This window comes from Dyella thailandensis, from assembly GCF_050749815.1.
Taxonomy (GTDB): Bacteria; Pseudomonadota; Gammaproteobacteria; order Xanthomonadales; family Rhodanobacteraceae; genus Dyella_A.
In genome coordinates, this window is record NZ_CP192735.1 from 2,110,722 (window position 1) to 2,129,014 (window position 18,293).

General features: G+C 69.2%; 18 protein-coding genes. 11 read left to right on the top strand and 7 right to left on the bottom strand.

Translation table 11 applies throughout. From position 1 onward, the window contains the following. The first annotated feature begins 11 nt into the window (after nucleotides 1–11). The 3 genes from ACQVBX_RS09795 to ACQVBX_RS09805 all read left to right on the top strand — a co-directional run bounded on the left by ACQVBX_RS09795 (nucleotide 12) and on the right by ACQVBX_RS09805 (nucleotide 2,751). Nucleotides 12–917, top strand: coding sequence for a penicillin acylase family protein (locus tag ACQVBX_RS09795; protein WP_431638151.1), 906 nt, complete (start codon nucleotides 12–14; stop codon nucleotides 915–917). An 89-nt stretch (nucleotides 918–1,006) separates the two neighbouring features. After that, a complete protein-coding gene (locus ACQVBX_RS09800) occupies nucleotides 1,007–1,441 on the top strand; it encodes a YciI family protein (RefSeq protein ID WP_431633909.1) in 435 nt (144 codons plus the stop codon). A gap of 50 nt (nucleotides 1,442–1,491) precedes the next feature. Then, nucleotides 1,492–2,751, top strand: a complete 1,260-nt coding sequence (locus ACQVBX_RS09805; RefSeq protein ID WP_431633910.1) for an RNA polymerase sigma factor — start codon at nucleotides 1,492–1,494, stop codon at nucleotides 2,749–2,751. Nucleotides 2,752–2,817: 66 nt separating this feature from the next. Here ACQVBX_RS09805 and dapE read toward each other — a convergent pair whose 3' ends face one another. The 7 genes from dapE to map form a co-directional block, all read right to left on the bottom strand. Continuing rightward, complete coding sequence (gene dapE / locus ACQVBX_RS09810) at nucleotides 2,818–3,957, bottom strand: succinyl-diaminopimelate desuccinylase (protein WP_431633911.1); 1,140 nt, start codon at nucleotides 3,955–3,957, stop codon at nucleotides 2,818–2,820. Next, complete coding sequence (locus ACQVBX_RS09815) at nucleotides 3,954–4,334, bottom strand: ArsC/Spx/MgsR family protein (RefSeq protein ID WP_431633912.1); 381 nt, start codon at nucleotides 4,332–4,334, stop codon at nucleotides 3,954–3,956. The genes dapE and ACQVBX_RS09815 overlap by 4 nt, the downstream gene beginning before the upstream one ends. After that, the gene (locus tag ACQVBX_RS09820; protein ID WP_431633913.1) at nucleotides 4,327–4,677 is read right to left on the bottom strand and encodes a Spx/MgsR family RNA polymerase-binding regulatory protein; all 351 of its coding nucleotides are present in this window, start codon (nucleotides 4,675–4,677) and stop codon (nucleotides 4,327–4,329) included. Before ACQVBX_RS09820 ends, ACQVBX_RS09815 begins: the two co-directional genes overlap by 8 nt. Next, nucleotides 4,674–5,501: a 2,3,4,5-tetrahydropyridine-2,6-dicarboxylate N-succinyltransferase gene (dapD, locus tag ACQVBX_RS09825; RefSeq protein WP_431633914.1), complete on the bottom strand. Its 828-nt coding sequence runs from the start codon at nucleotides 5,499–5,501 to the stop codon at nucleotides 4,674–4,676. Before dapD ends, ACQVBX_RS09820 begins: the two co-directional genes overlap by 4 nt. A 117-nt stretch (nucleotides 5,502–5,618) precedes the next feature. Continuing rightward, nucleotides 5,619–6,197, bottom strand: coding sequence for a DsrE family protein (locus tag ACQVBX_RS09830; RefSeq protein ID WP_431633915.1), 579 nt, complete (start codon nucleotides 6,195–6,197; stop codon nucleotides 5,619–5,621). Nucleotides 6,198–6,672: 475 nt separating this feature from the next. After that, entirely contained in the window at nucleotides 6,673–9,315 is a 2,643-nt protein-coding gene (glnD, locus tag ACQVBX_RS09835) for a [protein-PII] uridylyltransferase (RefSeq protein WP_431633916.1), read from the bottom strand. Nucleotides 9,316–9,534: 219 nt separating this feature from the next. Beyond that, nucleotides 9,535–10,299 (bottom strand): type I methionyl aminopeptidase, encoded by a 765-nt coding sequence (map, locus tag ACQVBX_RS09840; RefSeq protein WP_431633917.1) that lies wholly within the window; start codon nucleotides 10,297–10,299, stop codon nucleotides 9,535–9,537. Between the two features lie 320 nt (nucleotides 10,300–10,619). Here map and rpsB point away from each other — a divergent pair, with 320 nt between their 5' ends. The 8 genes from rpsB (at nucleotide 10,620) to rseP (ending at nucleotide 18,157) form a co-directional block, all read left to right on the top strand. Beyond that, nucleotides 10,620–11,492 (top strand): 30S ribosomal protein S2, encoded by an 873-nt coding sequence (gene rpsB / locus ACQVBX_RS09845; RefSeq protein ID WP_431633918.1) that lies wholly within the window; start codon nucleotides 10,620–10,622, stop codon nucleotides 11,490–11,492. A gap of 68 nt (nucleotides 11,493–11,560) precedes the next feature. Next, nucleotides 11,561–12,439, top strand: coding sequence for a translation elongation factor Ts (tsf, locus tag ACQVBX_RS09850; protein ID WP_431633919.1), 879 nt, complete (start codon nucleotides 11,561–11,563; stop codon nucleotides 12,437–12,439). Nucleotides 12,440–12,619: 180 nt separating this feature from the next. Beyond that, nucleotides 12,620–13,342, top strand: a complete 723-nt coding sequence (gene pyrH / locus ACQVBX_RS09855; protein ID WP_431633920.1) for a UMP kinase — start codon at nucleotides 12,620–12,622, stop codon at nucleotides 13,340–13,342. Nucleotides 13,343–13,436: 94 nt separating this feature from the next. Further along, complete coding sequence (frr, locus tag ACQVBX_RS09860; protein ID WP_431633921.1) at nucleotides 13,437–13,994, top strand: ribosome recycling factor; 558 nt, start codon at nucleotides 13,437–13,439, stop codon at nucleotides 13,992–13,994. A 43-nt stretch (nucleotides 13,995–14,037) separates the two neighbouring features. Beyond that, complete coding sequence (uppS, locus tag ACQVBX_RS09865) at nucleotides 14,038–14,778, top strand: polyprenyl diphosphate synthase (protein WP_431633922.1); 741 nt, start codon at nucleotides 14,038–14,040, stop codon at nucleotides 14,776–14,778. Between the two features lie 16 nt (nucleotides 14,779–14,794). After that, on the top strand, nucleotides 14,795–15,625 hold the full coding sequence (locus ACQVBX_RS09870) for a phosphatidate cytidylyltransferase (protein WP_431633923.1): 831 nt from the start codon (nucleotides 14,795–14,797) through the stop codon (nucleotides 15,623–15,625). Then, nucleotides 15,622–16,797: a 1-deoxy-D-xylulose-5-phosphate reductoisomerase gene (locus ACQVBX_RS09875; protein WP_431633924.1), complete on the top strand. Its 1,176-nt coding sequence runs from the start codon at nucleotides 15,622–15,624 to the stop codon at nucleotides 16,795–16,797. Before ACQVBX_RS09870 ends, ACQVBX_RS09875 begins: the two co-directional genes overlap by 4 nt. A 13-nt stretch (nucleotides 16,798–16,810) precedes the next feature. Continuing rightward, nucleotides 16,811–18,157: an RIP metalloprotease RseP gene (rseP, locus tag ACQVBX_RS09880; protein WP_431633925.1), complete on the top strand. Its 1,347-nt coding sequence runs from the start codon at nucleotides 16,811–16,813 to the stop codon at nucleotides 18,155–18,157. The last annotated feature ends 136 nt before the right edge of the window (nucleotides 18,158–18,293 follow it).

Below are 18,293 nucleotides of genomic sequence, written 5' to 3' on the forward strand. Positions count from 1 at the left end.
AGTACCCGCGCATCGAGAACCCGGCCGACGGCCGACTTTGGACGGCCAACAACCGCACCGTCGATGGCGCCGCCCTGGCCCTGCTGGGCAACGGCGGACACGATCTGGGCGCTCGCGCGCAGACCATCCGGGACGACCTGCGCATGCGCGCTCGCTTCTCCCCGGCCGACCTGCTCGATATCCAGCTCGACACCCGTGCTGTGCTGCTCACCCGCTGGCAGCAATTTCTGCAGCAGACCCTGGCCGGCAGCACCGATCCCCAGCTGGTGCAGCTGCGCGACCTCACCGGCAACTGGCGCGGCCGCGCCGCGGTGGACAGCGTGGACTACCGCCTCGTGCGCGCCTTCCGCGAGCGCGTGCACGCCGCCGTGCTGGCGCCGTTCGCCGCGCGCGTGCAGGCGCGCTTCGCCGACTTCACCTGGCCCGGGCTGGGCGATCCGGAAGCGGCCGTGTGGGCCCTGGTCCACCGGCAGCCGGCACACCTGCTCGATCCGGCCTACCCCGATTGGCATGCCCTGCTCGTCGATGCAGCGAAGCAGGTGGTCGGCGAACTGGGCAAGCAGCCCGGCGGCCTGGCCGCGCGCACCTGGGGCGAGCGCAACCGCACGGCGGTGAACCACCCGCTGGCGCGCGCCCTGCCCGGCTGGCTGGCGCGCTTCATCGACATGCCGGATGAGCCACTGCCCGGCGACGGCAATCTGCCCCGCGTGGCCGCGCCCGGCTTTGGCGCCTCCGAGCGGCTGGACGTGTCGCCCGGCCACGAAGACCGCGGCATCTTCCACATGCCCGGCGGACAGAGCGACAACCCGCTGTCGCCGTTCTTCGGCGCCGGCCACGAGGATTGGGTGAAGGGTCGCCCGACCCCGTTCCTGCCCGGCCCGGCAAGCCACACGCTGGTCATGCAGCCGGCACGCTAGGACTCCGTCGTCGCGGCTTGTCGATCCGCGCCCGCGCCATCCGTCGTCCCAATGAACGCCGGCCCGTGCCGGCGACGGGAGCGACGACGATGCGATGCATGGTGATGGTGCGGGCCACCGATGAGTCCGAAAGCGAGACCCAGGCGATGCCGAACGCCGAGATCATGGAGGCGATGAATCGCTTCAACGAGGAGCTGGTGCAGGCCGGCGTGATGCTGGCCGGCGAAGGACTCAAGCCCAGCCGCGAGGGCAAGCGCATCCGCTTCGCCGGCGGCAGGCAACTGGTGATCGACGGGCCGTTCGCCGAAACCAAGGAGCTGATCGCCGGCTTCTGGCTGTGGCAGGTGCGCTCGATGGACGAAGCGCTGGAATGGGCGCGCCGATGCCCGCCGCCGTTCGTGGGCGAGTGCGAGATCGAGATCCGGCCGCTGTACGAGGAGGCCGATTTCGCCGAAATCATGTCGCCCGAGCTGCGCGAATCCGAAGCCCGCCTGCGCGAGCAGCTGGCCGAACGCCCGAGGTGATGGCAACGGCATGCTTGCCCAGGAGCCCCGCCAGTGCTGTGATCGGCCGTATGGATACCGCCGAACTGCACCGCCGCATCGACGCCGTCTGGCGACTGGAATCGCCCAAGCTGATCGGCACGCTGATGCGTGTCGTGCGCGACCTGGATCTGGCCGAGGAGCTGGCGCAAGACGCGCTGGTCGCCGCGCTGGAGCGCTGGCCGACCAGCGGCATCCCGGACAACCCGGGCGCCTGGCTCACCACCACCGCCAAGCATCGCGCCATCGACCAGCTGCGCCATCGCCAGCTCACCGAGCGCAAGCACGCGCTGCTGGGCGGGGATCCCGAGCATGAGTCGCACGTGATGCCCGACCTCGACGCGCTCGACGACGACATCGGCGACGACCTGCTGCGGCTGATCTTCACCGCCTGCCACCCGGTGCTGCCCCGCGAGGGGCAGATCGCACTCACCCTGCGTCTGCTCGGCGGCCTGACCACGCCGGAGATCGCGCGCGCCTTCCTGCAGCCGGAAGCCACCGTGGCGCAGCGCATCGTGCGCGCCAAGCGCACGCTGGCCGAAAAGCAACCCACCTACGAGGTACCGCGCGGCGACGAGCGCCACGAGCGGCTGGACGCCGTGCTGGCCGTGATCTACCTGATCTTCAACGAGGGCTACGCGGCAAGCGCCGGCGACGACCTGATGCGCCCGACGCTGTGCGAGGAAGCGCTGCGGCTGGCGCGCACGCTGGCGGCGCGGCTGGCCGACGAGCCGGAAGTGCACGGCCTGCTGGCCCTGCTGGAGATCCAGGCCTCGCGTGGCGCCGCGCGCGTCGAGCCCGACGGCACGCCGATCCTGCTGGCCCAGCAGAACCGCGCGCGTTGGGATCACCTGGCCATCCAGCGCGGCCTGACCTCCCTGGCGCGCGCCGAGAAACTTGGCGGCAGCACCGGCCCCTACGCGCTGCAGGCAGCCATCGCCGCCTGCCACGCCCGCGCCCCCGAGGCAGCGGCCACCGACTGGCCGCGCATCGCCGCCCTGTACGACCAACTGGTCGACGTGCTGCCCTCGCCGGTGGTGGAGCTCAATCGCGCCGTCGCTGTCTCGATGGCCGAAGGCCCGGCCGCGGCGCTGCCGCTGGTGGAAGCGCTGCGCGAGGCGCCGGCGCTGACCCACTACCACCTGCTCCCGGCGGTGCACGGCGACCTGCTGGAAAAACTCGGCCGCCTCCCCGAAGCCAGCGCGGCCTTCCTGCAGGCAGCGGCACTGACCGGCAACGCGCGCGAGCAGACCCTGCTGCGCCAGCGCGCCGCGGCTTGCGTCGAGGGCTGATCGGCCCACCGCGTAGCTCGCGCACGGCGATCGAACCGGCAGCGCAGTCGCCCCGCTGCGGACGGATCAGCCGCCGGCGAGCAGCCTCGTACAGATCGCCTCGTAGATCGCCGGCAGAGCCTCCAGGTCGGCTACCGCCACACACTCATCCACCTGATGGATGGTCGCGTTGACCGGACCCAGCTCCACCACCTCGGCGCCCAGCGGCGCGATGAAGCGGCCGTCCGAGGTGCCGCCGCCGGTGCTTTGCACGGGCATCTCCCCGGCCAGCTCGCGGCATACGTCCACCACCACCTCGCGCAGGCGGCCGCTCGGCGGGGTGAGGAAAGGCTCGCCGGAGAGGTTCCAGTCCAGCGCGTAATCCAGGCCGTGACGGGAGAGGATCGCTTCGGTGCGCGCCTTCAGATCGTCCGCCGTGCTGGCGGTGCTGTAGCGGAAGTTGAACAGCGCGGTGAGCACGCCGGGAATCACATTGGTGGCGCCGGTGCCGGCGTTGAGGTTGGAGACCTGGAACGAGGTCGGCGGGAAATCGGCATTGCCCTCGTCCCAGCGCTCGGCGGCCAGGTCGGCCAGCGCGGGGGCGAAGGCGTGGATCGGGTTCTTCGCCTTGTCCGGGTAGGCCACGTGACCCTGCACCCCGCGCACGGTGAGCGTGCCGCTGAGCGAGCCGCGCCGACCGACGCGGATCAGATCGCCCAGGCGTGCGGTGGACGAGGGCTCGCCCACCACGCACCAGTCGATACGTTCGTGATCGGCGCGGAAACCGCTGGCGACGCGACGCACGCCATCGAGGTTGGTCGGCCCTTCCTCATCGCTGGTCAGCAGCAGGCCGACACGACCGGCGTGATCCGGATGCGCGGCGACGAAGGCCTCCAGCGCCACCACCATCGCCGCCACCGAGCCCTTCATGTCCGCTGCGCCGCGGCCGTACAGCATGCCGTCGACCACGGTGGGCGTGAACGGATCGAAGCGCCATGCATCCGCCGGCCCGGTCGGCACCACGTCGGTGTGACCGAGGAAAGCCAGCGTGGCGCCGCCGTCGCCATGCGTCGCCCACAGGTTGTCGACCTCGCCGAAGCGCAGGTGGCGCACGCGGAAACCCGCTCGCATCAGGCGCGCGGCGATGGCCGCCTGGCAGCCGGCATCGTCGGGCGTCACCGAGGCGCGGCGGATCAGCTCGCAGGTGAGATCCAGTACGTCGCTCATGCGCTTGTCCTGGCGGTCTTGCCGAACCGTTTTTCGTAGCTGCCGCCGGTGAAGCCCGCGACAACGCGGCCGTCCGCCAGCACCGTCAGCGGCTGGCGCAGCACGCCCGGATGCTCGCGGATCAGCAGCGTCCATTCCGGATCGCTCTCCGGGTTGCGCCGCTGTGGCAGCAAGTTCTTCCAGGCCTTGCCGCCGCGATCGGCCAGCGCATCCCAACCGCCGGCCGCCTGCGCCCAGGCCTTCAGCGCTTCGGGCGCGGGGCGCTCGCGCTGGGTATCGACGAAGCGGTAGGCGTGGCCGAAGCGGTCCAGCCACGCGCAGGCCTTGCGGCACGCCTCGGTGCCGGCCAGTCCGTAGAGCACGGCGGCTTCAGCCACCGAACAGCTCCTTGAACTTCTTCTCGGTGAAACCGACGCTCACCGCGCCGTCCTTCACCACCACCGGACGCTTCACCAGCGCGGGGTATTCCTTGATCAGGGCGAGCCACTCGGCGTCGCTGGAGGCCGCCTTCTGCTGCTCGCTCAGGTCGCGCCAAGTGTAGCTGGCGCGGTTGACCAGCTTCTCCCAGGTCAGCTCCTTCGCCCACGCCTTCAGCGTGGCCGGGGCGATCGGCTCGTCGCGGTAGTCGGTGAAGCTGTGCTTGACCTTGTGCTCATCCAGCCAGGCGCGCGCCTTGTCGCAGGTGCTGCACTTGGTCAGGCCATACAGTTCGACGCTCATTCGAAGCTCCTCAGCAGGTCGTTGATGCCGGTCTTGGACCGGGTCTTCTCGTCCACCTGCTTGACGATCACCGCGGCGTAGAGGCTGTGCGATCCGTCCTTGGCAGGCAGGCTTCCGGATACGACCACGCTGCCCGCCGGGATGCGTCCGTAGCTGATTTCGCCGGTGGCGCGGTTGTAGATGCGGGTGCTCTGGCCGAGGAACACGCCCATGCCGATCACGCTGCCCTTCTCCACCACCACGCCCTCGACCACCTCCGAGCGCGCGCCGATGAAGCAGTCGTCCTCGATGATGGTGGGGTTGGCCTGCAGCGGCTCGAGCACGCCGCCGATGCCGACGCCGCCGGACAGATGCACGCGCGCGCCGATCTGCGCGCAGGAGCCCACCGTGGCCCAGGTGTCGACCATGGTTCCGCTGCCCACGTGCGCGCCGATGTTCACGTAGCTGGGCATCAGCACGACGTCCCTGGCGATGTGCGCGCCGCGGCGCACCAGCGCGCCGGGCACCACCCGCGCACCAAGTTGCTGCAGCGAGTCGTCGTCGCCGTGGGCGAAGCGCAGCGGCACCTTGTCGAAGGCGCCGGCCGGGCCGCCGTCCACCACGCGGTTGTCGTTGATGCGGAAGTACAGCAGCACCGCCTTTTTTACCCACTGGTTGACCGTCCACCCTCCCTGCCCGTCCGGCGCGGCAACGCGCAGCTCGCCGCTTTCCAGCAGGTCGAGCACCTGGCCGACGGCCGGGCGCAGATGGGTTTCGATCTCGCTCTGGGCGAGCGAGGCGCGACGCTCGAAGGCGTCGTCGATGAGGGAGGCAAGCTGCTGCATGGGCGGATACGGCCTGTGATCGGAGGTCGGGCCGCCAAGATTACTGCACTTGGCGGCACGCGCCCGACCGCGGACCGAAGCGTGCCGCCGAATGGCCGTCCAGACGTCCGCAGTCCACTACAGCTGCATGTAGCTGTAGCCGCGCTGGCCGTAGACCACCGCGTCGGTGAGTGCCGACAGCGTCACCGTGACATCCGGCGACACGTCGTTGTCGGCCGCACCCATGCCGGCCAGCGCCTGGCTGCACACCATCAGGTGCACGCCGGCGGCCTTCAGCGCATGGAGGATCTCCAGGTTGGGATTGTCCAACTGGAAGTGCGCCCGATACGCCGCGTTGCCGAACACGGCCGGGGTCGCCTGGCGCTCGATCAACGCCACGATGTGCACGTGGCTGGCCGGCACCTTGGCGTAGGCCATCAGGTTGACCAGTCGCGCCAGGCGATCGAGCGATTCGAGTGGCTTGGTGTGGTCCGGGTTGCCGCTGACCACGTCGACGAACACCTTGTAGTCGGCCTTGGGATCGGGCTGCTCGGGCAGGTCCGGCCGCGGGTGCACCGCACCGAACTTGGGAATCAGCGGATAGACCCAGCTCGTTGTCGGCTTGGCGGCAGGCTCGGCCGCGAACGCCGATCCGATGAGCGCGCCCCACAGGCACAGGCCCGCCGCAGCGAGCGCAACGATGCGTTTGGTCGACATGACACTCCCCGAACCGGGCCGCCCATTGCGGCGGGCCGACGATACTCCGCCCCAAGCATCCTCGCTTCGCTCCCTCTCCCCTGAACGGCTTCATCGGTTGGGGAGAGGGCTGGGGTGAGGGGAGTGGCTTCTGGCGAACACCGCAACATCCGGATGCCTGCGACATCCCGGCCCCCTCACCCAACCCTCTCCCCCGAGCAAGCTCAGGGGAGAGGGCTGAAGTGGCAAGCACGGCGCGGCCCCGGCATCCGCGCTTCGCTTCCTCATCCTCTGAACGGCTTCATCGTTCGGGGGAGAGGGCTGGGGTGAGGGGGGGCTTCTGGCGAACACCGCAACACCCGGATTCCTGCGACGACATCCGAGCCTGCTCACCCAACCCTCTCGCACGAGCAAGCTCAGGGGTGGGGGCTAAAGCGGGAAGCACGGCGCGGCCCCGGCAACTACGCCTCGCTTAAGACCACGTTCGAGCAGGCCCTCAAGCCTTGGCCGGCGCCAGTCGCTGCAGCAGCGCGCTGCGCAGGTGCTCCTGCAGTTCGGCCGACAAGGGGGCATCGTGGCGGTCGGTGAGCTGGAAGAAGTCCTCCACCCGCTCGCCGAAGGTGGCGATGCGCGCGTCCTGCACGCGCACGCCGACCTCCAGCAGCACCTGCGCCACGGCCGCCAGCAATCCGGGGCGATCGGTGCAAACCAGGGCCATCTGGGTGCGTCCGTCGATCGCGCTGAAGGCGATGCGCGGCGGCATCTGGAAATGCTTCAGGTGCCGCGACAGCCCGCGGCGCGTCGGCTGCACCGGCTTGGCCTCGGCCAGCGCGCGCAGCAGGCGTTGGCGCAGTTCATCCGAGCGCGTGGCGTTGGCGGGCATCTGGGTGTCCGCCTCCAGCAGCAGGAAGGTGTCCATCGCCAGCCCGCTGGGCGAGCTGAGCACGCGCGCCTCCATCACCGAGAAGTGCATGCGGTCGAGCATCGCGGTGACGCTGGCGAACAGGCCGTCGCGGTCCGGCGCGTAGACGAACAGCTCGGTGCTGCCGCGAATCGAGAACGGATGCACCTCCACCAGCGGCAGCGTGCCGGCGGCGCGCAGGATCGCCGCGGTCTGCCAGGCGACCTGCTCGGGGCGGTGGCGCAGGAAGCTGCGCTCGGGGAAATCCGTCCACACCTGCTCGACCTGCGCCGGCGCGAAGCCTTCCGCTTCCAGCAGCGCCATGGCGTAGGTGCGGCATTCGGCGATGCTCGCGCCCGCATCGCGCGGCAGCGCGGCCTCGCTGCGCAGCGCGTAGCGGGTGGCGGTGTAGAGGTCGGCCAGCAGGCGGTCCTTCCAGGCGTTCCACAACCGCGGGCTGGTGCCGATGATGTCGGCGATGGTGAGCAGGTACAGGCGATCCAGCCGCAGGCGGTCGTCCACCGCCTCCGCGAATCGCGTCACCACGTCCGGATCGGTGATGTCCTGGCGCTGCGCAGTGGTGCTCATCAAGAGGTGCCAGCGCACCAGCCAGGCCACCGTCTCCACGCCCTCGGGCGAAATGCCCAGCCGCGTGCAGAACACCCGGGCATCCTCCTCGCCCAGCACCGAATGATCGCCACCGCGGCCCTTGGCGATATCGTGGAACAGGCCGGCCAGCAGCATCAGTTCGGGCTTGTCCAGCGAGGCCCAGATCTGGCAACCGAGCGGGAACTCCTTCGCCGCCGCCGGATCGGCGAAGCGCGCCAGGTTGCGCAGCACGCGCAGCGTGTGTTCGTCCACGGTGTAGACGTGGAACAGGTCGTACTGCATGCGCCCGAACACCTTGCCGAACGCGGGCAGGATCGCCGCCAGCAGGCCATGCCGGTTCATCCGCCACAGCGCGTCCACCGCCGGTGCGCCGCGCTGGAGCAGCTTGAGAAACGCAGCCAGCGCGGCGGGATCGTCGGCCAGCGCGGTGCCGTGCGTCGCGGTGGCCTGATGGATGCGGCGCATGGTTTCGGCGCTGAAGCCGATCAGCTCCGGGTGATCCAGCCGGGCCAGGAAGATCTCCACCAGCGCCGCCGGCCGGGTCATGAACAGCTCCGGATCGCTGGCGGCGATGCGCCGGCCGTGCTGCACGAAGCCGTCGCCGATCGGCGTCATCGGCCCGTCCGGCTCGAGCATTTCCTCGAAGCGCTCGACAATCTGCACACCCAGCCGCTCAACCTGACTGGCCGCGCGGTAGTAGCCCTGCATGAACTGCTCCACGCCGAGGTTCTTCTCGTGCTGGTCGACGAAGCCCAGTCGGGCCGCGAGCCCACGCTGGAAGTCGAACAGCAGCCGCTCTTCCGGCCGACCCGCTTCCAGATGCAGGGCGAAGCGGTAGCGGCGCAGCGTGGCTTCGGCCTCGGCCAGCGTGGCGCGTTCGGCCGGATCGAGCAGCCCCTCGGCAACCATCGCGTCGAAGCCGTCGGCGTGTGCCAGGCGCAGGCCCAGCCAGCGCAGCGAATCGAGCGTGCGCAGGCCGCCGGGGCCGTCCTTGAGGTTGGGTTCGAGGTTGTAGGCGGTGTCGTCGAAGCGGGCGTGACGGGCGTTGCGCTCGGCCAGCCGTGCGCCGAGATAGGCGCGTGGTGGCCACAACGCGGGATCGTCGACGATGCCGCGCAGCACCGCGTCCAGCGCCGGATCACCGGCCAGCCGGCGCGCATCGAGCAGGCTGGTGAACACGCTGGCCTCTTCGGCCGCCAGCGCCTTGCACTGCGCCGGCTCGCGCACCGCATGGCCGACCTTCAGGCCGATATCCCACAGCGTGGCGAAGCATTGCTCCAGCGCGCGGCGCAGCGCGGGCTCGTCGCGCGTGGTGAGCACCAGCAGGTCGACGTCCGAATACGGAAACAGCAGGCCCCGGCCGAAGCCGCCGACGGCGAACAGCGCGGTATCCACCACCTCACCCAGGCAGGCGCTCCACACGTGCACCACGATGCGCGCCACCGATTCGCCGCGGCGGGTGGCCAGGGCGGAGGCATCGGCGCCATCGCGAAAAGCCGTGGCCAGCGCGCGATCCATGTCGCCCAGCAACTGACGCAACGCCTTGCGCGCCTCGGTCGAGACGCCCGAGCGCGGTACGGCGACAGGCAGGCGCGGTAACGGCGGCAACGGGACGGAGGCGGCGGTCATGGAGAGGAGTGAGTGAAGAGGAGTAAGGAGCGAGAAGTGAGTGTAGAGCCCGAGCAAGCCCGGTGCTGACGGCTGGCGCGGTGGCTCGGCGGCACGGGGCCTACCCTCACCGCGGGCCGTGGGTCATCAAAAAAGCCGTGGGCCGTCAAAAACAAGGGGCGCCACGATCACCGGACGCCCCTCTCAATTCTCACTTTCCTCTTCACCCACTTCCCGCCCTCAGGCATCCGGCCAGGGCGTGAGGATCTCGAAACCGTCGTCGGTCACCGCGATGGTGTGCTCCCACTGGGCGGAGAGCGAGTGGTCCTTGGTGACCACGGTCCAGCCGTCGGGCAGCTGCTTGGTGTGCGGCTTGCCGGCGTTGATCATCGGCTCGACGGTGAAGGTCATGCCCTTCTTCAGCTCGATGCCGGTACCGGGCTTGCCGTAGTGCAGGATCTGCGGCTCGTCGTGGTAGACCTTGCCGATGCCGTGGCCACAGTACTCGCGCACCACGCTGAAACCCGCCGCCTCGGCGTGCTTCTGGATCGCCGCGCCGATGTCGCCCAGCGTGGCACCCGGGCGCACCGCCTGGATGCCGCGCATCATCGCTTCGTGCGTGGTGTCCACCAGCCGTTTGGCCAGCACCGACGGGGTGCCGACGAAGTACATGCGGCTGGTGTCGCCGTGCCAGCCGTCCTTGATGACGGTGACGTCGAGATTGATGATGTCGCCGTCCTTGAGCACCTTGCTCTCGGTCGGAATGCCGTGGCAGATCACGTGGTTGACCGAGGTGCACAGCGTCTTGGGGAAGCCGTGGTAACCGACGTTGGCCGGAACCGCCTTCTGCACCTTGACGATGTGCTCGTAGGCGAGACGGTCCAGATCCTCGGTGGTGACACCGGGTTTGACGTGCTCTTTCAGCATCGCCAGCACTTCGGCGGCGAGCTGGCCGGCCACGCGCATGGCGGCCAGGTCTTCGGGGGTTTTCAGGGTAATGGCCATGGTTCCACCCAGATGGCGGCGGCGGGCCGGGGGATCAACGTCCGCCGGCAACTTGCCGCCTAACCGGCGCACCGGCTACAATTCACGAGTTTTGCAGACCGTACCCGCCCATTTCGGGCGATCTCGGCTGCACAGCGAACGGGCATTGTAACCGCGCCGCGGAGCAAGCCCAACCAACGCCACACACGTATCGGCACCGCCTTCGGGGTGCCGCGTCCGTTTCCGCCACTTACCAGGAAACGCCGCGGTCGAAGTCGGGGATACGTGGAGGTCCCAACCCCCAGGTTCCTTTTCGGAACCGACAATTCGGAGTTACACCCATGGCCCAAGTCACCATGCGCCAGATGCTCGAAGCGGGCGTCCATTTCGGTCATCAGACCCGTTACTGGAACCCGAAGATGGCGCCGTACATCTTCGGCGCGCGCGGCAAGATCCACATCATCAACCTCGAGAAGACCCTGCCGCTGTTCACCGACGCGATGAACTTCCTGTCGGGTCTGGCGCAGAAGCGCGGCACCATCCTGTTCGTCGGTACCAAGCGCTCCGCCCGTGAGCCGCTGGCCGAGGAAGCCGCACGCGCCGGCATGCCGTTCGTCACCGCCCGCTGGCTCGGCGGCATGCTGACCAACTTCCGCACCGTGAAGCAGTCGGTGGCCCGCCTGAAGGAACTGGAAGCGGCCGAGACCGACGGCTCGTTCGACAAGCTGGTCAAGCACGAAGTGCTGGCCCTGCGCCGTGAGCGCGAGAAGCTCGAGAACTCGCTGGGCGGCATCAAGAACATGAACCGCCTGCCCGACGCGCTGTTCGTGATCGACATCGGCCACGAAGACATCGCCGTGCAGGAAGCCAAGAAGCTCGGCATCCCGGTGATCGCCGTGGTCGACACCAACTACAACCCGGAGCTGGTGGATTACGCCATCCCGGGCAACGACGACGCGATCCGCGCGATCCAGCTGTACGCCCGCGCCGCCGCCGACTCGATCCTGGAAGGCAAGGCCGCCGCGCCGAACGCCGCCCAGGGCGACGCCGACGAGTTCGTCGAGCTCGACGAGGAAGGCAACCCGGTGGCCAAGGACGACGACCGCAAGGCCGCCGCCCCGCGCCGCGCTCCGGCCAAGAAGGGCGCTGGTGCGCCGCGTCGTGACGGCGGCCGTGGCCGCGGCGGTCGCGAGTCGGCCGACGCCGCCGAGTAAGCCTGTCGCTTCATCCGCGGCGTGGCCCCGCGCGGGCCACGCCGCTCCCAAGCATTCGAGGAATTGACATGAGCAACATCTCCGCCCAGCTGGTGAAGGAACTGCGCGAGCGGTCCGGCGCCGGCATGATGGAATGCAAGAAGGCCCTGGTCGAGAACAACGGTGACATCGAGGTCGCCATCGAGTGGCTGCGCAAGAACGGCCTGGCCAAGGCTGACAAGAAGGCCGACCGCGTCGCCGCCGAAGGCCGCATCGTGGCCGCCCAGTCCGCCGGCAAGGCGGTGCTGGTGGAGGTCAACTGCGAGACCGACTTCGTCACCAAGAACCCCGACTTCGTGAAGTTCAGCGACACCGTTGCCACGGTCGCGCTGGAGTCCGGCGCCGCCGATATCGACGCGCTGAAGGCCGCCGCGTTCCCGGGCGCCAGCAACGTCGAGGAAGGCGCCAAGGCGCTGATCGCCACCATCGGCGAGAAGATCGAAGTGCGCCGCATGGCGCGCGTCGAGACCGACGGCGTGATCGGCAGCTACATCCACGGCGGCCGCATCGGCGTGCTGGTGGCCCTGAAGGGCGGCTCGGAGGAGCTGGCCAAGGGTGTGGCCATGCATGTGGCCGCGATGAACCCGCAGTACATCAAGGCCGAAGACGTGCCGGCCGAGTTCGTCGAGAAGGAAAAGGACATCGCGCTGAGCCAGATGACCGACAAGGACAAGGCCAAGCCGGCCGAGATCCTGGAGAAGATCATCGCCGGCAAGATCAACAAGATCGTGTCCGAGGTGACCCTGCTCGGCCAGCCGTACGTGCTGGACACCAACGTGACCGTCGGCGACGCGCTGAAGAAGGACGGTGCCGAAGTGGTTTCGGTGGCCCGCCTGGCCGTTGGCGAAGGCATCGAGAAGGTGCAGGAAGACTACGCCGCCGAGGTCGCCAAGGCGATGCAGGTCTGATTTTTTCCGGCCGCACGCAGTACCGGAAAAGCCGCGGGGAACCGCGGCTTTTTCATGTGTGACAGGTCGAGCGCGACTCCCCGCCTGCGCCCTGCCGGCCGCGCCGCCCACAGAATTCTTACGAACACTTTGCAGCCGCCGCTACAATGCGCCGGTTTGCCCCACCCTGCCGGAGTCCCCATGAGCGAATCCTTCAAGCACCAGCGCATCCTGCTCAAACTTTCCGGTGAGGCGCTGATGGGCGAGGCCGACTACGGCATCGATCCGAAGGTGATCGGCCGCCTGGCCGACGAGATCATCGAGGTGCAGCGCGCCGGCATCCAGATCGGCGTGGTGATCGGCGGCGGCAACATCTTCCGCGGCGCCGGCCTGGCCGCGGCCGGCATGGACCGGGTCACCGGCGACCACATGGGCATGCTGGCCACGGTGATGAACGCGCTGGCGATGCAGGACGCGATCGAGAAGCGCGGCGGCTTCGCCCGCGTGATGAGCGCGCTGCCGATCCACGACGTGGCCGAGGACTTCATCCGCCGTCGCGCGATCCGCCACATCGAGAAGGGTCGCATCGTGCTGTTCGCCGCTGGCATCGGCAACCCCTTCTTCACCACCGACTCGGCCGCCGCCCTGCGCGCGGTGGAAGTGGGCGCGGACCTGCTGCTCAAGGCCACCAAGGTGGACGGCATCTACACCGCCGACCCGGCCAAGCACACCGACGCCACCCGCTACGACCACCTCACCTACGACGAGGTGATCGAGCGCAAGCTCGCGGTGATGGACACCGCCGCCATCGCCCTGTGCCGCGACCACCGCCTGCCGATGGTGATCTACGACATGACCGTGCCGGGCAACCTGATGCGCATCATGCGCGGCGAGCCGATCGGCACCACCGTCGGCGCCAGCTGAGCGCACGCCGCGCCGCCGGCCTGGCGGGCCGTCCGGACCGCCCACGACCGGCTGGTATACTCGCCGGCTAGCCTGATCCATTGGAAGACGACCCATGATCAACGACATCAAGAACGATGCCCAGACCCGCATGGGTAAGAGCATCGATGCCCTCAAGCACGACCTGACCCGCCTGCGCACCGGTCGCGCCAGCACCGCGCTGGTGGACAACATCAAGGTGCCCTACTACGGCTCGGACATGCCGCTGAACCAGGTCGCCTCGGTGGCGCTGGGCGATTCGCGCTCGATCATCATCACGCCATTCGAGAAAAGCCTGGTGGCAGTGATCGAGAAGGCGCTGATGGCGTCGGACATCGGCATCACGCCGACCACCGCCGGCACCGTGATCCGCCTCAACATGCCGCCGCTCACCGAGGAGCGCCGCCGCGAGCTGGCCAAGCACGTGGGCCACGAGGGCGAGAACGCCAAGATCGCCATCCGCAACATCCGCCGCGACGCCCTGCAGCAGGTCAAGGATTTGCTCAAGGAAAAGCAGATCACCGAAGACGAAGAGCGCAAGGCCGACGACGAGATCCAGAAGCTGACCGATCGCTTCGTCAAGGACGTCGACGCGGTGGTGAAGCACAAGGAAGACGAGCTGCTGAGCATCTGACGATGCGGCTCGCGCGCCTCCTGGTCAGCCCGCTCCCGCGCGCATGAACGCGCTGGCGCGGGTGCCCCGCCACATCGCCATCGTGATGGACGGCAACGGCCGCTGGGCCAAGGCCCGCTTCCAGCCGCGCAGCTTCGGCCACAACGCCGGGCGCAAGGCGGTGCGCGACGTGATCGAGGGCTGCGTGCGCCAGGGCGTCGAGGCGCTCACCCTGTTCGCCTTCTCCAGCGAGAACTGGCAGCGCCCGGAGGACGAAGTCAGCGCCTTGATGGGATTGTTCCTGCGCGCGCTGGACAAGGAGGTCGACGAGCTGCACGCCCAGGGCGTGCGGCTGCGCTTCATCGGCGAATTGGCGGGCTTCAGCGACGAACTGCGCCAGCGCATGGAGCGGGCGATGGCGCGCACCGCGCAGAACGCCCGCCTGCAGCTCAACATCGCGGTGAACTATGGCGGCCGCTGGGACATCGTGCAGGCGGCACGGCAGGCGGCGCTGGCGATCGGCCGCGGCGAGCTGACGGCCGAGGCGCTGGACGAGGCGGCCCTCGGACGCTGGATGAGCCTGGCCGAACTGCCGCCGCTGGACCTGTTCATCCGCACCGGCGGCGAGCAGCGCATCAGCAACTTCCTGCTGTGGCAGGCGGCCTACGCCGAGCTCTATTTCACCGATACGCTGTGGCCGGACTTCGACCAGGCCTGCCTGGCCCGGGCCATCGACGACTATGCTCGCCGTGAGCGCCGTTACGGGCGCACCAGCGAACAGGTCGCCCCCGCGCCCGCGCGCTGACCCACGAAGGAATTTCATGTTGCTCCAGCGCACCCTTACCGCCCTGCTGCTGATTCCGCTGGCCCTGTTCATTATCCTGGGGCCGGGCACGCCGGTCTTCGCGGCGATCGTGGCAGCGGCGTTCCTGGTGGGCGTGTGGGAATGGACCCGGCTCAGCGGGCTGACTTCCACCGCGGCGCGGGTCGCCATGCTGGTGCTGTTCGCGCTGATCGTCGTCGGCGCTTGGTGGCCGCACGATCCCCGTCTGTGGGGCGCGCTCGCCGCCGTGGGCGTGCTGTGGTGGCTGGTGGCCTGCGCATGGTTGCGCCATTTCGCGTTCGGTGCCGCGCCCACCCCGGAAAACCGCCGCATCAAGCTCATGGCCGGCCTGTTCGTGATGGTGCCTGCCTGGGCGGCGCTGGTGCTGATCCACCGCATCCCGGCGCACGGTCACTGGTGGACCTTCCTCGGCCTGGCGATCGTGTGGGCGGCGGACATCGGCGCGTACTTCGCCGGCCGCTTTCTCGGCAAGCGCAAGCTCGCGCCGCAGATCAGTCCGGGCAAGACCTGGGCGGGCGTCTACGGCGCGTTCGTGGCAGCGGCGCTGGTGGTCGGTATCGGCGGCTGGCTGCTCGGCGTGCACGATGCGCGACTGGTCGGGCTGATCGTGGTGGCGGCATTCACCGTGGCCGCGTCGATCGTGGGCGACCTGATCGAGAGCCTGATGAAGCGCCACGCCAAGATGAAGGATTCCGGCCAGATCTTCCCCGGCCACGGCGGCCTGCTCGACCGCCTCGACAGCGTATTCGCCGCGATGCCGGTGTTCGCGCTGGGCCTGTGGCTGCTCGACGTCATGTCGCTCGCATGAGGCGCGTGGCCGTCTTCGGCGCCACCGGCTCGATCGGTGGCAGCACGCTGGATGTGATCGGCCGGCACCCGGAGCGCTTCCGCGCCACCGTGCTGGTGGGACACCGACAGGTCGACGCCCTGGTCGCGTTGTGCGAGAGGCACCGACCGGAACTGGCGATCATCGCCGACCCGGCGCTGGAAGCCGGACTCGCCCGCGCGCTGGCTGCCGCTGGTGTGCGCTGCGAGGTCGCCAGCGGGGCCGAGGCGATCAGCACCGCGGCCGCGGGCGACCTGTGCGACACAGTGGTCGCGGCCATCGTCGGTGCCGCCGGGCTGGATTCCACCCTGGCCGCCGCCCGCGCCGGCAAGCGCCTGCTGCTGGCCAACAAGGAATCCATCGTGATGGCCGGCCCGCTGCTGCTGGCCGCGCTGCGCGAGGGCGGTGGCGAGCTGATCCCGGTGGACTCCGAGCACAACGCGATCTTCCAGTGCCTGCCGGGCGGCCGGCCCGACCTCGTGGCAAGCGGCGTGCGGCGGCTGATCCTCACCGCCTCCGGCGGCCCGTTCCGCGGCCGCAAGCGCGCCGAGCTGGCCGACATCACGCCCGCGCAGGCCTGCGCCCACCCCAACTGGGTGATGGGCCGCAAGATCTCGGTCGACTCGGCCACCCTGATGAACAAGGGGCTGGAGGTGATCGAGGCGCACCACCTGTTCGGCGCGCCGGCCGATGCCATCGAGGTGCTGGTGCACCCGCAGAGCCTAGTGCATTCGATGGTGGACTACGCCGACGGCTCGGTGCTGGCCCAGCTGGGCAACCCGGATATGCGCACCGCGATCGGCCATGCGCTGGCCTGGCCCGAACGCGTCGATACCGGTGTGGCGCCGCTGGACCTGGTCACACTGGCGCCGCTGCAGTTCGAGCCGCCCGATACCGACACCTTCCGCTGCCTCGCCTTGGCCTTCCAGGCGCTGCGCGCCGGCGGCGACGCGCCGGCCATCCTCAATGCGGCCAACGAGGTCGCGGTGGAAGCCTTCCTCGCCGGGGCGCTGGGTTTTCTCGACATCGCCAACCTGGTGGAGAGTGTGCTGGCGGAACTGCCGGCGCAGCCCGTGGTCGATGTCCGGACGCTCGTCGAGCGTGACCAGACCGCGCGCGCCGCCGCGCGCCGCATCCTCCGCCACGCATGCTGATAAGCTCTTATCGATGAATCCTTTTTTCGGCTCGGTGTTCTGGTTGCTGGTCACGCTGGGCGTGCTGGTGACCTTTCACGAATTCGGCCATTTCTGGGTCGCGCGCCGCTGCGGCGTCAAAGTGCTGCGCTTCTCGGTGGGCTTCGGCCGGGCGATCTGGAAGCGCACCGCGCGCGACGGTACCGAGTATCAGGTGGCGATGATCCCGCTGGGCGGCTACGTGAAGATGCTCGACGCCCGCGAGGGTGACGTCGACCCCGCCTTGCGCGACCAGGAGTTCACCGCCAAGCCGGTGTGGAAGCGCATCGCGATCGTGGCAGCCGGCCCCGGCTTCAATCTCATTTTTACGCTGGCGGCGTTCTGGGCGATGTTCATGCTCGGTCGGCCCGATGCGGCGCCGGTGGTTACCGCCGCGCCGCACAGCATGGCCGCCGAGGCGGGTATCCGCCCGGGCGACCGCGTGCTCAGCGTGGGCGGCCAGCGCGTGACGACCTGGACCGGCGCCATGGACGACCTCGTCGACGCCCTGCTCGGCCGCGAGCCGCTCAGCATGCAGGTGCGCAGCGTCGACGGCACGGAGCGTGCCATCTCGCTGCCGCTGGACCGGCTGCCGGCGGGCCAGGATGTCGGCCAATACCTCGACACGCTTGGCCTCTCGCTGGCACCGGCCGCACCGATCGTCGGCACGGCAATGCCCGGCCTGCCCGCTGCCAAGGCCGGCATGCGCGCCGGCGACCGCATCGTGAGCGTCAATGGCATCGCGGTCGATGATTACGCGCAGTTCCAGAAGCTGATTCCGGAGCAGGCCGCCAAGTCGCCTTCGCTCGCCGTGATCGTGCAGCGCAACGGCGCCACGGTACCGCTTACCGTCGTGGCCGAGCTGGCCTCGCTCGAAGGCCAGCCGGCCCGCTGGGTGATCGGCGTGGAATCGCAGCCGCGCGAATTGGCGATCCAGCATTACGGTCCGCTCAAGGCGCTCAGCGCCTCGTTTGGCACCACCTGGAGCAGCGCCGCACAGACTTTCCGCATGATCGGCAAGATGCTCACCGGCGAGGCATCCACCAAGAATCTCTCCGGCGTGATCGGCATCGCCCAGGTCGCCAACCAATCGGCCAGCATGGGGCCGGCCTGGTTCCTCAACTTCCTCGGCATGGTCTCGCTGAGCCTGTGCATCCTCAACCTGCTGCCGATCCCGCTCTTGGATGGCGGTCACCTGCTGTATTACCTTATCGAGTTGGTCAAGGGCAGCCCGGTGAGCGAGCGCACCATGATCGCCGGCCAGTATGTGGGGCTTGCCCTGCTGTTCATGATGATGGGCCTGGCGTTCTACAACGACCTGCATCGCATCCTGCTGTCGTGATCGCAGCGATGGCGGCCCTCCCTGCTGGCTGCCTGCATCGCCGGCCCCTCTCCGGGACGAGCGATCCGGGCCGCTCGGGCACCTGTGCCGCGGCACGGATATGCTCCTGTTCCACGCATTGTCCGGGGCGATCGTC

Excerpts from the sequence above, each read along its gene's own strand:
- ACQVBX_RS09820 (WP_431633913.1), bottom strand. The coding sequence starts at position 4,677 with ATGAGCGTCGAACTGTATGGCCTGACCAAGTGCAGCACCTGCGACAAG.
- dapE (WP_431633911.1), bottom strand. The coding sequence starts at position 3,957 with ATGAGCGACGTACTGGATCTCACCTGCGAGCTGATCCGCCGCGCCTCG.
- ACQVBX_RS09830 (WP_431633915.1), bottom strand. The coding sequence starts at position 6,197 with ATGTCGACCAAACGCATCGTTGCGCTCGCTGCGGCGGGCCTGTGCCTG.
- map (WP_431633917.1), bottom strand. The coding sequence starts at position 10,299 with ATGGCCATTACCCTGAAAACCCCCGAAGACCTGGCCGCCATGCGCGTG.
- ACQVBX_RS09805 (WP_431633910.1), top strand. The coding sequence starts at position 1,492 with ATGGATACCGCCGAACTGCACCGCCGCATCGACGCCGTCTGGCGACTG.
- ACQVBX_RS09800 (WP_431633909.1), top strand. The coding sequence starts at position 1,007 with ATGCGATGCATGGTGATGGTGCGGGCCACCGATGAGTCCGAAAGCGAG.
- ACQVBX_RS09875 (WP_431633924.1), top strand. The coding sequence starts at position 15,622 with ATGAGGCGCGTGGCCGTCTTCGGCGCCACCGGCTCGATCGGTGGCAGC.
- pyrH (WP_431633920.1), top strand. The coding sequence starts at position 12,620 with ATGAGCGAATCCTTCAAGCACCAGCGCATCCTGCTCAAACTTTCCGGT.
- rseP (WP_431633925.1), top strand. The coding sequence starts at position 16,811 with ATGAATCCTTTTTTCGGCTCGGTGTTCTGGTTGCTGGTCACGCTGGGC.
- ACQVBX_RS09870 (WP_431633923.1), top strand. The coding sequence starts at position 14,795 with ATGTTGCTCCAGCGCACCCTTACCGCCCTGCTGCTGATTCCGCTGGCC.
- rpsB (WP_431633918.1), top strand. The coding sequence starts at position 10,620 with ATGGCCCAAGTCACCATGCGCCAGATGCTCGAAGCGGGCGTCCATTTC.
- glnD (WP_431633916.1), bottom strand. The coding sequence starts at position 9,315 with ATGACCGCCGCCTCCGTCCCGTTGCCGCCGTTACCGCGCCTGCCTGTC.
- frr (WP_431633921.1), top strand. The coding sequence starts at position 13,437 with ATGATCAACGACATCAAGAACGATGCCCAGACCCGCATGGGTAAGAGC.
- uppS (WP_431633922.1), top strand. The coding sequence starts at position 14,038 with ATGAACGCGCTGGCGCGGGTGCCCCGCCACATCGCCATCGTGATGGAC.
- dapD (WP_431633914.1), bottom strand. The coding sequence starts at position 5,501 with ATGCAGCAGCTTGCCTCCCTCATCGACGACGCCTTCGAGCGTCGCGCC.
- tsf (WP_431633919.1), top strand. The coding sequence starts at position 11,561 with ATGAGCAACATCTCCGCCCAGCTGGTGAAGGAACTGCGCGAGCGGTCC.